This window comes from Kitasatospora sp. NPDC057542 (genome assembly GCF_042801945.1).
GTDB lineage: Bacteria > Actinomycetota > Actinomycetes > Streptomycetales > Streptomycetaceae > Kitasatospora.
Map to the genome: position 1 here is coordinate 1 of NZ_JBHVFE010000227.1, position 13,819 is coordinate 13,819.

At 75.3% G+C, this 13,819-nt stretch carries 9 protein-coding genes; 4 read left to right on the top strand and 5 right to left on the bottom strand.

All coding sequences use genetic code 11. The features are described from left to right. Positions 1 to 108: 108 nt before the first annotated feature. A complete protein-coding gene (locus ACFU7Y_RS25700) occupies positions 109 to 2,205 on the bottom strand; it encodes a glycogen debranching N-terminal domain-containing protein (protein WP_380769785.1) in 2,097 nt (698 codons plus the stop codon). A gap of 766 nt (positions 2,206 to 2,971) precedes the next feature. Between ACFU7Y_RS25700 and ACFU7Y_RS25705 the strand changes: the two genes are divergently transcribed. Next, complete coding sequence (locus tag ACFU7Y_RS25705; protein ID WP_224285435.1) at positions 2,972 to 4,285, top strand: alpha/beta fold hydrolase; 1,314 nt, start codon at positions 2,972 to 2,974, stop codon at positions 4,283 to 4,285. Positions 4,286 to 4,319: 34 nt separating this feature from the next. Here the strand turns inward: ACFU7Y_RS25705 and ACFU7Y_RS25710 are convergent, their stop codons facing one another. Then, entirely contained in the window at positions 4,320 to 5,888 is a 1,569-nt protein-coding gene (locus ACFU7Y_RS25710; protein ID WP_380769780.1) for a DUF4192 family protein, read from the bottom strand. A 229-nt stretch (positions 5,889 to 6,117) separates the two neighbouring features. On the opposite strand from ACFU7Y_RS25710, the gene ACFU7Y_RS25715 reads away from it, so the two are divergent. Both ACFU7Y_RS25715 and ACFU7Y_RS25720 read left to right on the top strand, forming a co-directional pair. After that, positions 6,118 to 8,313 carry a RecQ family ATP-dependent DNA helicase gene (locus ACFU7Y_RS25715; RefSeq protein ID WP_380769781.1) on the top strand — a complete coding sequence of 732 codons (2,196 nt, stop codon included), beginning with the start codon at positions 6,118 to 6,120 and terminating at the stop codon, positions 8,311 to 8,313. A 426-nt stretch (positions 8,314 to 8,739) separates the two neighbouring features. Further along, on the top strand, positions 8,740 to 9,396 hold the full coding sequence (locus ACFU7Y_RS25720; protein ID WP_380769782.1) for a hypothetical protein: 657 nt from the start codon (positions 8,740 to 8,742) through the stop codon (positions 9,394 to 9,396). Positions 9,397 to 9,523: 127 nt separating this feature from the next. On the opposite strand, the gene ACFU7Y_RS25725 is transcribed toward ACFU7Y_RS25720, so the two are convergent. The 3 genes from ACFU7Y_RS25725 to ACFU7Y_RS25735 form a co-directional block, all read right to left on the bottom strand. Then, positions 9,524 to 10,177 (bottom strand): hypothetical protein, encoded by a 654-nt coding sequence (locus tag ACFU7Y_RS25725; protein ID WP_380769783.1) that lies wholly within the window; start codon positions 10,175 to 10,177, stop codon positions 9,524 to 9,526. Positions 10,178 to 10,277: 100 nt separating this feature from the next. After that, positions 10,278 to 10,976 (bottom strand): ribonuclease HII, encoded by a 699-nt coding sequence (locus ACFU7Y_RS25730; RefSeq protein WP_224284264.1) that lies wholly within the window; start codon positions 10,974 to 10,976, stop codon positions 10,278 to 10,280. Positions 10,977 to 11,185: 209 nt separating this feature from the next. Beyond that, positions 11,186 to 11,830: a TetR/AcrR family transcriptional regulator gene (locus tag ACFU7Y_RS25735; RefSeq protein ID WP_224284265.1), complete on the bottom strand. Its 645-nt coding sequence runs from the start codon at positions 11,828 to 11,830 to the stop codon at positions 11,186 to 11,188. Positions 11,831 to 12,201: 371 nt separating this feature from the next. Here ACFU7Y_RS25735 and ACFU7Y_RS25740 point away from each other — a divergent pair, with 371 nt between their 5' ends. Further along, a complete protein-coding gene (locus ACFU7Y_RS25740; protein ID WP_380769784.1) occupies positions 12,202 to 13,749 on the top strand; it encodes an MFS transporter in 1,548 nt (515 codons plus the stop codon). The last annotated feature ends 70 nt before the right edge of the window (positions 13,750 to 13,819 follow it).

Genomic DNA, 13,819 nt, shown 5'->3' on the forward strand with positions numbered 1-13,819 from the left:
CGTCCGGCCTGCGCGGGCCGGACGCGGGCCGGACGCGGCGTCGGTGACCGGCGTCACCGGCGCCATGGGCACGGGCGTGGGCGCGGGCACGGGCGCATGGCGGCGGGCTCAGCGGGCGACGAGTTGCAGGTCCGCGGATGCCTCCTCCACCATCGCCACGCCGATCCGGCTCACCCGGACGGAGAAGGGCTCGCCCGCCACCCGCAGACCGGTCAGCTCCAGCTCGCCGAGCGGTGCGGTGCTGGCCGGGCGGACCAGCACCCGGCAGCCCGGAACGTCGGGCCGGACCCCGGCGAGGGCGAACACCGCGTGCACGGCGCCGGCCGCGGAGACCGCCGCCGGGCGGCAGGCTGCCGGGTGCGGCACCGGCGGGCAGCCGGGGGTGCGCTGTTCCCCCGAGTACATCTCCGGCAGTCGTCCCTCGAAGTGGGCGCTCGCGGCGAGCAGGCCCTCCAGCAGGGTGCCGGCCTCGTTCTCGTGACCGGCCCCGGCCAGTCCGGCGACCGCCAGCGCCGTCTCGTGGACCCGCACCGCGCCGCCGCGGTGGCCCAGCGGGTTGAAGCGGGGTGACTTGGCGCTCAGGGTGCGCAGGCCCCAGCCGCTGTCCAGCTCCGGCGAGACCAGGCGCTGGGCGAGCAGCCGGGTCTGCTCGCGGTCCAGCAGGCTCTCGTGCCGGCCGCCGTCGTCGGCGAGCCCGGTGTCCAGCAGGTGCACCAGGGAGGAGGCCACGGCGGGCAGCGGCTGGCCGCCCGGGGCCAGCCCGGCCGCGGGACGGCCACCGGACAGGTCGTCGACCCAGAACCGCTCGCGGAAGCGCCCGCGCAGCGCGGCCGCCCAGCCGCGCCAGTCCTCGGCACCTGGTCGGCCGAAGGCCTCCAGCAGCTCGGCCCCGTGCAGGGCGGCGCGGTGGGCCTGCGACTGGACCTCCGCGCGGACGGCGACCGGGTGGACGGAGCGCTCCTCGGACGGGCGGCTCAGGTCGGTGACGAAGCCGTCGACCAGACCTTCGCGCAGGGCGGCCAGGGCCCGCTCGGCGGCCGGGAGCAGCTCGGCGACCTCCGCCGGGGGCAGGCCCCAGCGCCAGGCCTCGGCCAACACGGTGACGAACAGCAGGGTGGCCTCGGTGGCGGTGCACGTGGGCGGCAGTTCGGGACCGCCGTGGCGCAGGGCGCCGGGCAGCAGCCCCTCGGTGCGGCCCGGGGCGGGGGCGAGCAGCTGACGGCGGGCCAGCGCCCGGAGGGTACCGGCCGCCAGCCGGGTGCCGAGCGGCAAGGTCAGCCGGGCGGCCCAGAGCGCGTCGGCCGGGGCGAGGCCGAAGCGCCAGGGTGCTCCGGAGGCCGGGTAGAGGTCGGTCGGGCGGTCCGGGTCGGCGAACAGCAGCCCGCCGAGGGCGTCCAGCGAGCGGGAGACCAGCAGGGCGGCCCGAGCGTCGTCGCTGCGGACCTCCGGCTCGGACCAGGGCAGCGGGACGCCGGTGCCGCGGCCGCCTGGCGGGCGCGGGCCGCCGGCGGCACTCTCCAGCTCGGTGTGCAGCTCGACCGACCAGCGGGCGCCGGGCTGGACCTCCAGGTCCCAGCGGAGCACCCCGGCACCGGCCAGGACGGCGTGCGGAGAGGGCTTGGCGCTGACCACGGCGCTGTGCACCGTGCCCGTCCAGCGCAGCCCGGCGGACTGCACCTGGCCCGGCAGGTCGGGCTGGCGGTGCCCGGCGGCGATCTCGGCGACCGGGCCAAGATCGGTGCCGAGGGCTATCTCCAACGGCAGCCGGGCGAGCCGCGGACCGGTGTTGCGCACGACCACCGTCTCCACGCCGTCCGCGTGGCGCAGCCGCTCGACGGTGAGCGCAGGGTCCGGGTCGAGGTCGCCGGGGAGGCGGACGGCACCGAGGAAGCGGGCCTGAGCGGTGCTGGTCAGGGTGCCCTGGAGCGGCAACGGCTCCATGCCGCCCAGCCGCAGCTCCATCCGGGCGAGCACCCGGACGCCGTTGCGGTAGAAGCCGTGCAGGCCGTGGCCGCGCAGCTGGCCGTCGGGGCCGGAGGCGGCCATCGCCGGGGCGTTGACGCAGATCACCGCGTGGTGGACGGCGGGCGGCTGCGGGCGCGGCGGGGCCGCGGGCCCGGCCGTCGGGGCCTGGTCGGGTCGGCCCACCGCCCTGGGCGGCGCGCCGACCACGCTCTCGGCCGGCATGGCCTGTGGTGGCCTCATGGCGGTCACCGGACTCTCCTCCCCTCGGCGGTCCGGTGGCCTGGTCAGGCCGGTGGGCCGCGAGCGTGCTCGATCGCGTGCTGATGATGCCGGGCCGGCGGGGCCGTCCCGTCGGCGGGTGTGCCGTGTCTGGCCGTACCCGGTGGCGGGTCGTGCCATGCGGTGCTCGGTACCGGGCCGGTACCGGCGCGCCGCGCCTTCGTTCCGGGGCTCTCACCGTGCCCGGCACGCCGTCAGGTCCGGCGCCCCGGCCTGCCGGTGACGTCATCCCCCGCGGCCCGCGGCCGCCGGGTCGTCCGGTCCCGTGGTGGCGACCGGTCGCGGTACCACGCGGCGGCCGATAGCTGCCCGTGCCCGGACGGTCGGGTCCGCACCGCCCGGCAGGCCCGCCCGAACCGGGCGCGGGCCCCCGGGGGTGAACGCCGCGCACCGCCACCAGGTCACGCCCCGCCGCTGCGCCGCTGGTCCGGGCGGCCCTGCCGGGCGGTCGTACCGCGTCCGTCGCACCGTCACCGGGGCCTGGTAGGGGGCGCGTCACCGCCCACGGTCCGGAGCCGGCACCCGCCTTTCGGACCGCCGCCGGGCCGGCTCGGGCCGGACGTCGGCCGGGCTCGGCCGTCCGGTCGGTCGGACGGACGGACGGACGGGGCGGTCGAACCGGTGCTCGACCGCCGCCAGGATACGGTGCGGGGGTCGCGGCCCCCGCACCCGGTGACCCCGTGAACCGCGACGCGACCGCTGTGACCAGCAGAGACCGAGGAGTTGCATGTCCACCATCAGCCGGCTGCCCGGGATTGTCACGACCGACCACGTCTTCCGGCTGCCGCTCGACCACGCCGCCCCGCAGGGCGAGCAGATCGACGTGTACGCCCGCGAGGTGGTGGCCGCAGGCCGCGAGCGGGACGACCTGCCCTGGCTGGTCTTCCTCCAGGGTGGCCCGGGCGGCAAGGCCGCCCGGCCGCTCGGCCGGGACTCCTGGTTGGAGCGCGCCCTGGACGACTACCGGGTGCTCCTGCTCGACCAGCGCGGCACCGGACGGTCCACCCCCGCGACCCGACAGACCCTCGCCCGGCGCGGCGGCCCGCAGGAGCAGGCGGACTACCTGGCCCACTTCCGGGCGGACTCGATCGTCCGGGACGCCGAGCTGATCCGCGAGCGGCTGCTCGGCGCCGACCGGCGCTGGAGCGTGCTCGGCCAGAGCTTCGGCGGTTTCTGCACCCTCACCTACCTCTCCATCGCCCCCGAGGGCCTGACCGAGGCCTTCATCACCGGTGGCCTCGCCGGCCTCGGCAGCTCGGCCGACGACGTCTACCGCGCCGCCTACCCGCGGGTGGTCCGCAAGAACGAGGACCACTACGCCCGGTTCCCGCAGGACGTCCAGGCGGTGCGCCGGATCGCAGCCCACCTCGCCGACGCCCCCGCGACCCTGCCGGACGGCGGGCTGCTCACCGTCGAGGCGTTCCAGGCACTCGGCCTGCTGCTCGGCGGCGGCAGCGGCTCCGGCACGCTGCACTACCTGCTGGAGGAGGCCTGGGTGGAGGGCGCGGCCGGGCCCGAGCTCTCCGACACCTTCCTGGCCGGCGCCCAGGCCCAGCTCTCCTTCGCGGGCGGCCCGCTGTACGCGGTGCTGCACGAGTCGATCTACGGCCAGCGGTCGGTGGACCAGGGTGGCACCGCCTGGGCGGCCGAGCGGGTCCGCAAGGAGTTCCCGCAGTTCGATGCCCGGGCCGCGCTGGAGTCCGACGCGCCGGTGCTGTTCACCGGGGAGATGATCTACCCCTGGATGTTCGACACCGACCCGGCGCTGCGCCCGCTGAAGGAGACCGCGGAGCTGCTCGCCGCCCGCACCGGCTGGGCCGACTTGTACGACCGGGCGCGGCTGGCCGACAACACCGTGCCGGTCGTGGCGGCGGTGTACCACGACGACATGTACGTGGACACCGCCGACTCGCTGGAGACCGCCCGCGCGGTGCGCGGCCTGCGGACCTGGATCACCAACGAGTGGGAGCACGACGGCCTTCGGGTGAGCGGCGGCACGGTGCTGGACCGTCTGATCAAGATGGCGCACGGCAAGGCGTAGCGGCCTGCGGGCCGGCGCCGCGGCGCGGTTCGGCTCAGCGCGCACGGTGCCCTCCTCCCCTCGCCCGCCGGACGCCCCGACAGCGGTGGAGGCCGGTGCGGGCTGCGGCCGGCGCACACGCCGCAGCCCGGCCGAGCCGCAGACCCCGGACGGACCGCTCCCCGGCCGCCCGGGCGTGCCCGGGCATCGCGGCCCGTCCGGGCGCCGACAGCAGGGCGACCGCCCCGGCACCGCCGCCGTCCGACTCCGGGCCTTCGGAGCCGTCGGCGGCGCCCGGGCCCGGATCGGCCGGTGCCGACACCGTGGACGAGCCCTTCCGGCGACCGCCCCGCCGGTGCCGCCGACCACCGGCGGCCCGTCCGGGCCGCTCACCGCGGGCCCCGCTCACCCCCGGAGCAGCGGGCCCGGAGGCCTCCTCACCACGGGACGGCGCCTCTTCGGCAGGCGGCGGTGCCTCGGTGTTCGGTGCCCCGCCCGCCGGAGGCAGCGGCTCGCCGACCGGGGCCCCCGGGGCCGCGGGCTCCTCGCGCCGCCGCCGCTGGGCCTCGACCGCGGCCAGCAGGCCCTGGGGCGTCATGCCGTCGTTGAGCGACTCGTAGAGCAGCTCGGCCAGCAGGTAGCCCGGGGCGAGCCGCAGGACGTGACCGAGCACGACCCGGGCCGTCGCCGTGTCCCCGGCGACCCAGGACGTCCAGGCCAGCAGGGTGAGCGGGGCCACCGCACAGCCCTCGTACGGCGGCACGGCCCGCCGGGCGAGGAAACGCCAGAGCCGCTCGGCCGGGGCCAGCTCGGCGGGCCGGGCGTACTCGACGCCGCGGTCCCGCACCAGCCGGTCCCGCAGGGCGAGCAGCAGCTGGGCCGTCCGGTCCGCGTCGAGCTCCGTGGCTCCGGCCCGGAACTCGGCGACGGCCTGGTCGAGCAGGGCGATGCGCTGCTCCCGGGCGAGGGCGTCCACGGCCTCCGCCCGGGCGAGCGCCTCGCGCTGGGCGGCGTCCTCCGGCGGGCCGATCGGATCCAGCCCGCCGATGATCGCCTTCCGGCTGCCGCGCGGCACCAGGCCGGCGACCGTCGCGGCGGCGGCCGCCGGACCGGGATCGGGGCTGCGCCGCACCGGATTGCCCGCCGGCTCGCAGCACCCGTCGCCGCGGCAGAGGAAGGACCACCAGCGGCCGTCCGAGACGCACAGCGACTCCTTGACCGCCACGCCCCGGCGCCCGAAGGCCGCCCGGAGGGCCTCGGCCAGCGGCCGCAGCCCGTCCACCACCGGCGGTGCGTGGGTCGTGCCGGGATCCTGGCAGAGGTAGAGGAGCACCTGGAGCGGCCGGGCACCGTGCCGCTCGGAGAGGGCGACCAGCAGCGCGGCCGTCTCCTCCGCCGCGGCCGGCCACTGCGCGGGCGACCGCGGCAGGTCCGCCCGGATCACCCCGCCCTGGTGGAGGCCGGGCCCGTGGAGCCCGACCGCGACGATGGAGTCGTCCGGGTGGAAACCCAGGAAGTACGGAAGCAGCTCGGCCATGTCGGCCGGACCACGCATGACGACCGGCCCGTAGCCGGAGGCCGGGCCGAGGGACAGAATGACGTGTTCGTTGTTCATCGCGTTCATGGCCGCAAGAGTGGACGCAATCCGCGGACGATGCCCGAACCGACTTTTTTCCTGTGGATAACTCCGCCTCCGAATTCCCCTTCGCTCATTCGGAGCAGCCGACACTCCCTCCCGCGAGTGGATTTTGACTGCCGTTCAGCGGACCAGCGGATGAAATACACCCCGTCTTCCCCCGTCTCCCCTCCCCCGCATTCGCCGCTTGTCGGCGGTACGGGGTTACATGGACGCCATGCAGCAGCCCGACACCCACACCACCGCCACCGCCGACCGCGCCGAGGTCCGGGCGCGGGCCGAGGCCGTCCTGCGCGAGCTCGCCGGCCCCGGAGCCGTCCTGCGCGAGGACCAGTGGACGGCCATCGAGGCCCTCGTGGTCGACCGCCGCCGCGCCCTGGTCGTCCAGCGCACGGGCTGGGGGAAGTCCGCGGTCTACTTCATCGCCACCGCCCTGCTCCGGGCCCGCGGCGCCGGGCCGACGGTGATCGTCTCGCCGCTGCTCGCCCTGATGCGCAACCAGGTCGAGTCGGCCGGCCGGGCCGGCATCCACGCCCGCACCATCAACTCGGCCAACACCGACGAGTGGGCCGGGATCCAGGACGAGGTCGCCGCCGGGAAGGTCGACATCCTGCTGGTCAGCCCCGAGCGGCTGAACAACCCGGACTTCCGCGACCAGGTGCTGCCCGAGCTCGCCGCCTCCACCGGCCTGCTGGTGGTCGACGAGGCCCACTGCATCTCGGACTGGGGGCACGACTTCCGCCCCGACTACCGCCGGCTGCGCACCATGCTCGCGGACCTGCCGCCCGGCGTCCCGGTGCTGGCCACCACCGCCACCGCCAACGCCCGGGTCACCGCGGACGTCGCCGAGCAGCTCGGCACCGGCGCCACCGACGAGCACGCCCTGGTGCTGCGCGGGCCACTCGACCGGGAGAGCCTCACCCTGGGCGTGCTCTCCCTGCCCGACCCGGCCCACCGCCTCGCCTGGCTGGCCGACCACCTCGACCGCCTGCCCGGCTCGGGCATCGTCTACGCCCTGACGGTGGCCGCGGCCGAGGAGGTGACGGCCTTCCTGCGCGAGCGCGGCTTCCCGGTGGCCTCCTACTCCGGCCGCACCGAGGACGCCGAGCGCCGCACCGCCGAGGCCGACCTGCTGGCCAACCGGGTCAAGGCGCTGGTCGCCACCTCCGCGCTCGGCATGGGGTTCGACAAGCCCGACCTCGGCTTCGTGGTGCACCTCGGCTCGCCCAGCTCGCCGATCGCCTACTACCAGCAGGTCGGCCGGGCCGGGCGCGGGGTGGACCGGGCCGAGGTGCTGCTGCTGCCCGGGCGCGAGGACGAGGCGATCTGGCGCTACTTCGCGTCGCTGGCCTTCCCGCCGGAGGAGCAGGTGCGCCGCACCATCGACGCACTGGCCGCGGCCGGCCGGCCGCTCTCCACCGCCGCTCTGGAGCCCCGGGTGGACCTGCGCCGGGCCCGGCTGGAGACCATGCTCAAGGTTCTCGACGTGGACGGTGCCGTCCGCCGGGTCAAGGGCGGCTGGACGGCCACCGGCCAGAGCTGGGAGTACGACACCGCCCGTTACGCCAAGGTCGCCGCCTCCCGGGAGGCGGAGCAGCGGGCGATGCGCGAGTATGCGGCGGGCACGGGGTGCCGGATGGAGTTCCTGCGCCGGCAGCTGGACGACGAGCAGGCCGCGCCGTGCGGGCGGTGCGACAACTGCGCGGGGCCGCTGCACACTCCGGACGTCTCCGCCGAGACGCTGGCGGCCGCCCGGGCCGCGCTCGGCCGCCCGGGCGTGAGCTTCGAGCCGCGCCGGCTCTGGCCGACCGGGATGGACGCGCTCGGGGTGCCGCTCAAGGGCCGGATCCCGGCGGGCGAGCAGGCGGAGAGCGGCCGGGCGCTGGGGCGGCTGTCCGACATCGGCTGGGGCAACCGGCTGCGCACCCTGCTCGCCGAGCAGGCGCCGGACGTGCCGGTGCCCGGCGAGGCGGTGGACGCGCTGGTGGCGGTGCTCGCCGACTGGGCCCGCGGCCCGGGCGGCTGGGCCGGGCCCGCGACGACGGAGGGCGCCCGGCTGGAGCGGCCGGTCGGCGTGGTGACGATGGCCTCCTCGACCAGGCCCCAACTGGTCGGCAGCCTGGGCGCGCGGATCGCCGAGATCGGGCGGCTGCCGCTGCTCGGCCGGATCGGGTACGCCGGGGGGCTGCCCCCGCACGGTGCCCGCAGCAACAGCGCCCAGCGGCTGCACTCGCTGGCCGGCTCGCTGGTCCTGCCGCCGGAGGTGGAGCAGGCGGTGGCCGCCGCCGGGGGGCCGGTACTGCTGGTGGACGACCTCGTCGACTCGGGGTGGACGGTCACCGTGGCCGCCCGGCTGCTGCGCCGAGCGGGGGCGAGCGCGGTGCTGCCTCTGGTGCTGGCCGTACAGGGGTGACGGGCCAGCGGAAGGCCGCCGAAGGAGCCTTCTTGTTCACCCGAACGGCCTAACGGAAAGGATCAAGCGAAGCGATTTCGATCACACCGGTGGACCGACCCGAGAAAGGAGTGGCCACCATGTCAGTGGTGGTTCGCCCCGCCCTCCGAGCGCTGTGGATCAAGGCCTGGAGGCGCCTCCGCAGCGTTCGACCCGCCGTGGAACATATCCGGCAGACCATGGGCTATCGGATGGCGTTCATCATTTCATCGTTGCCGCTCTGCCCTCGATGCCCCGAGAATTGGAAGGTACCCGAGACCCGGTCCGCTGGACCCGCCCTTCGGCGTACCCAGGCACCCGCCTGCCCACGGGCCAGGAAGGAGGATCGTGATCAACGGTATCGGCCGAGGTCAGAATCCCTTCTCCGGGAGCCCGGAACCCAGACGGGTGCTGGATCTGGAGGCCTGGACCGCCTCGGGGATCCCGTTGCTGCGCGCCCCCCGCGAGTTCGTTCTGGAACTGCACCAGCGCCACCTGCCCCAGCCGGGCACCGTCGCGGTCGCCGTCCTGGACGCGCTCCACCGCCTCGTCGCCTCGGCCTCGTTCACCCCCTGGCCGCACGACACGGACGGCTGGCAGCACCGCAACGCCCTGCTGACACACCTGCGCCGGATCATCCCGCACGACCTGCGGCTGCCCGAGCCGACCCGGACGGCCGTGCTGCTGCGCTGCCGCGACGGCGCACCCGGCTGGACGGAGCAGGACGGCGCCTGGATGTGGGCGCTGCGGGACGCGTCCGTGCTGCACGGACTGCGTTGCGGCGCGTACATCGGACTCACCCCGGCGGGCTGGCAGGTCCTCGGCGACGGGCGGGGCGGACGCAACCCGCACGCGGGCTCGTGGGCCGACGGGCCGGTGCACACCGTGACGGAACTGCCGCCGCGCTCGGCGCTGGACGCCCCGCGCAGCCAGCGCACCCGCCAACTGGCGGCCGACCCGGCCAAGCGCGCAGAGGACGCGGCCCGCTCCCCGCAGTCCGAGGCCCCGTGGGTCCCGGCGCGGGTCGCAGCGGCCGAACCGACCCGCCGCACCGGCACCCGCTGAGTCAGCGGCGACCGGCCCCGCGGGGCGGTCAGCCACGGCCCGCTGCCCACCGACCGCGAAGGACCGCGGGACGAACCTCGGGCCCGGCACCGTACGGCGGCACCGGGCCCGAAGTGGACGACTGCGGTCAGGCCTTGACCGGGCGGCCCGGCGCGGCATCGGCCGCGCCCACGACAGCCGGGCCAGCGTCGCCGCAGACCACCAGCAGCGCGGTCGCGTGGCCGAGCGCCTTGGTGTACGCCTTGGCGGCCTTGGCGGACGGTCCGCCGTTGACCACCAGGACGACCACCTCGCGGCGGACCGGACGGGTCAGCGCTGCGTCCGCGTAGAACACGTCCCCACCCTCGGCGAGCTGCGCCCAGTAACGCTCCTCGCCGAAGGAGAGCTCGTGCTGCTGCCAGGGGTGTGCCTCGCCGACCGTCAGCACCAGGACGTCGCCCGGGTTGCGGCCGGACTCCAGCAGCCGGTCGATCGCGTCGTCGGCGAGCTCCACCGCCTGTGCCGGGGTGGCGGCGATCCGCTGGACCTCCACCTGCGGCGCGGCGGGGGCCGGGCGACGCGGTGCCGGCCCGGGCTTGGGGATCAGTCGCGGCGGGCCCGGACGGGCGGCGCGCGGCGGGGCCGGGCGCGGGGGCGCCGGACGGGGGCCGGGCACCGGAGCCGGGGCGGCGACGGTGGTGGGTGCGGTGGCAGGGGCTTGTGCGTCCGACTCGCGGGGGAAGGGAACGCCGGGGCCCGGGAGGCTCTCGTGAATCTCCGGCTCCTCGGGGAAGACAGGCATACCCGGATATCTATCAAATGCCGGTCGGACGCGCACGGGCACCCCACCCACTGGGCACCGGCCTCCTGCCGCCCCCTCCCGGGCAATTCCAGACGGACCGTCAGAAACCGAGCGTCAACTGTTCGTCGACGGACCCCCGGCCGGCGCCCGCGCCCTCCCGAACGCGCTTGAGATGACGCCACTTCGGCAGTGCGTCCAAGTAGGCCCACGAGAGCCGGTGGTGCTCGGTGGGGCCGAGCTCCTCCAGCGCGGCCCGGTGCACCGGCGACGGGTAGCCGGCGTTGTCGGCGAAGCCGTACTCCGGGCACCCCTCGCCCAGTTCGGCCATCAGGCCGTCGCGGTGGACCTTGGCGAGCACCGAGGCGGCGGAGACGCAGATGCAGGACTGGTCACCCTTGATCACCGTGCGCACCCGCCAGGGGCCGCCGAGGTAGTCGTGCTTGCCGTCCAGGATCACCGCGTCGGGCTCGACCGGCAGCGCCTCCAGCGCCCGAACGGCGGCCAGCCGCAGCGCCGCCGTCATGCCGAACTCGTCGCACTCCTGCGGGGAGGCCTGCCCGAGCGCGTACGCGGTGACCCAGTCGGCGAGGACGGGGGCGAGCGCGCGGCGGCGCAGCTCGGTGAGCAGCTTGGAGTCGGTCAGCCCCTCCGGCGCCCTGCGCAGACCGGTGACGGCCGCGCCCACGGTGACCGGCCCGGCCCAGGCGCCGCGCCCGACCTCGTCGAGACCGACGACGATCTTGGCGCCGGCCCGGCGGAGCGAGCGTTCGACGGAGTGCGTCGGGGGGACGATGGGCATGGCGGATTCCGTTCGACTGGGGCAGCCTCCAGCCTAAGCCCGCCTCGCGACCGCCGAATCCGCCTCCCCGGAAAGGGGCCCCCGACAGCCGAGCACGCGGGGCCGGCGCCCGGGCACGCGGGCCCGTCACCGCCACGCGAGCCCGACACCACGCCCCCGGAGGCCGCCACCGCCCCGGGACCGGCACCGCCTCGGGGCCGGCACCGCCCTCAGGCCCGGATCATCGGCTCCAGCACCTCGTCCAGCAGCCGACCGGCGAAGCCCGGCCCCACGCCCTCCAGCCCGCGGATCTTGACCTGGTAGAGCAGCACTGCCGGGATGACGTCCGCCACCAGCGGGGTGGCCGCGCCGGGCCGGACGTCGCCGCGCTCGGCACCGCGGCGCAGGATCTCCAGGATGGTCCGCGCGGTCGGTTCGATGACCCGGTCGGTGATGAAGGCCTTGAAGACCTCGGCCCGCTCGTGGTCGATCTCGCCCATCAGCGCGTTGAGCGCGGAGCCCACCCGGGAGGTCATCGCCTGCGTGAACCCCTCGACGAGCTGGAGGAGTTCGTCACGTGCGGACCCGAGGTCGGGGGTGTCGGACGGGCGTGGGAGAGTGGCGTCCAGGGCGTCGATGACGAGCTCGTCCTTGGACGCCCAGCGCCGGTAGAGCGCGGCCTTCCCGGTCCGCGCCGCACTGGCGACCCCTTCCATGGTCAGTCGCGCGTATCCGCCGGAGGTGAGCTGGTCGAGCGCGGCCTCGAAGATCGCGTTCTCCAACTCCTTGCCCCGGCGCCGTGCCGGCCGCGTCAGCACCTGGCGGGCGGCCCGCACCGGACAGAAGACCGGCTCGACAGCCGGCTCCGCCCCCACCCGGGCACCCGGCTCCACCCCCACACCGGCGCCGGCGCCCGACCCCGCGACCACCGGCCCGCCGCCCGCCTCCACCGGCCGAACAGCCGCAGGCCGAGTCCCGGCAGGCCGAACAGCCGCCTCCCCGGAGGCCGGGCCCACCGAACCGGCCGGCGACCGACCGGACCGGTCAGCCACCAAGCGCCGCACCAACCGTTCCATCGCCACCATCCTTAAGGAACGCTTGCGTTCACAATCATGGCCAGGATATCGTCCCGATTAGTGAACGATCCCGTTCCTTCTCGGCCTGCGCAAGGGCGCAGCGCCAAACCCGGACCGGCGACTCCGCCGAACCCGCACCACCGAGCACATAGCCAGCAGGGGGCACATTCGTGGCTATATCCGACACGCTCAGCAAGAACTCACCACCGCAGGCGAGCCAGGGGCGGGGCAAGGGCATCACCCTGACCGTCATCGCGGCCACCCAGCTCATGGTGGTCCTCGACGCGACCATCGTGAACATCGCGCTGCCGCACATCAAGGACGCCCTGGGCTTCTCGACCACCGACCTGTCGTGGGTCATCAACGCCTACACCCTGACCTTCGGCGGGCTGCTGCTGCTCGGCGGTCGCGCGGGTGACATCCTCGGCCGCCGCCGGGTGTTCATCTTCGGCACCCTGCTGTTCGGCCTGGCCTCGCTGCTCGGTGGCTTCGCACAGGACAGCGGCCTGCTGCTGGCCGCCCGCGCCCTCCAGGGCATCGGTGGCGCGATCTGTTCCCCGACCGCCTTCGCCCTGATCGCCACCAACTTCGACGAGGGGCCGGAACGCAACCGGGCGTTCGGCGTGTTCTCGGCGGTGGCCGGTTCGGGCGCCGCGATCGGCCTGCTGGCCGGCGGTCTGCTCACCGAGTACCTGAACTGGCGCTGGGTGTTCTTCGTCAACGTGCCCATCGCGATCCTGATCGCGATCGCCGCGCCACGCTACATCGCCGAGTCCGAGCGCCACCCGGGCCGCTTCGACCTGCCCGGTGCATTTACCTCGACGCTCGGCCTGATCGGCCTGGTCTACGGGTTCATCCGGGCCGCCTCGGACGGCTGGTCGGACAGCATCACGCTCGGCTCCTTCGCGGCCGGCGCGATCCTGCTCGCCGCCTTCCTCGTGGTCGAGAGCCGCACCGACCAGCCGATCACCCCGATGCACCTGTTCGCCGACCGCAACCGCACCGGCGGCCTGGTGATGATGCTCTGCCTGGCCGCGGCCATGTTCGGCATCTTCTTCTACGTCGTGCTGTTCGTGCAGGGTCCGCTCGGCTACAGCCCGCTGAAGGCCAGCGTCTCCTTCCTCCCGATCAGCGTCGCGATCGTCATCTCCGCACAGATCGCCTCCAACCTCCAGGCCAAGTACGGCCCGAAGCCCTTCATGGCGGGCGGCGCACTGCTGGTCACCGTCGGCCTCACCTGGCTGACCCAGATGAACAAGGACAGCGGCTACCTGGACGGGGTGCTCGGTCCCACGGTGGTGTTCGGCCTCGGCATGGGTCTGATCTTCGTCCCGGTGATGCTGCTCTCCGTCGCGGGCGTCCCGGGCGAGGAGACCGGCGCCGCCTCCGGCCTGCTCAACTCGATGCAGCAGATCGGCGGTTCGCTCGGCCTGTCGATCCTGACCACGGTCTTCGCGCACTACGCCACGGCCGAGGCCGCCGCGCAGCTGCCGAAGTTCATGGAGAGCGCGAAGCCGGAGCAGCTGGCCTACCTCCAGCAGCACCACGAGTTCCCGCAGGGCACCGACGCCGCCAACACGGTGCTCACCCAGGGCATTTCGCACGGCTTCATCGTGGGCGCCGCGCTCGCGGCGCTCGCCCTGCTGGTCGCGGTCTTCGTGATCAAGGCCAAGGCCAGCGACCTGCCGAGCGACTCCTCCGCCATCGCGATGCACTGACGCCGTCGCGATGCACTGACGCCGTCGCGATGCACTGACGCCGCAACGACGCCCAGGGCCGGCCGGGAGC

Coding starts and splice junctions, on each gene's coding strand:
- ACFU7Y_RS25700 (WP_380769785.1), bottom strand. CDS start 2,205: ATGAGGCCACCACAGGCCATGCCGGCCGAGAGCGTGGTCGGCGCGCCG.
- ACFU7Y_RS25705 (WP_224285435.1), top strand. CDS start 2,972: ATGTCCACCATCAGCCGGCTGCCCGGGATTGTCACGACCGACCACGTC.
- ACFU7Y_RS25710 (WP_380769780.1), bottom strand. CDS start 5,888: ATGAACGCGATGAACAACGAACACGTCATTCTGTCCCTCGGCCCGGCC.
- ACFU7Y_RS25715 (WP_380769781.1), top strand. CDS start 6,118: ATGCAGCAGCCCGACACCCACACCACCGCCACCGCCGACCGCGCCGAG.
- ACFU7Y_RS25725 (WP_380769783.1), bottom strand. CDS start 10,177: ATGCCTGTCTTCCCCGAGGAGCCGGAGATTCACGAGAGCCTCCCGGGC.
- ACFU7Y_RS25730 (WP_224284264.1), bottom strand. CDS start 10,976: ATGCCCATCGTCCCCCCGACGCACTCCGTCGAACGCTCGCTCCGCCGG.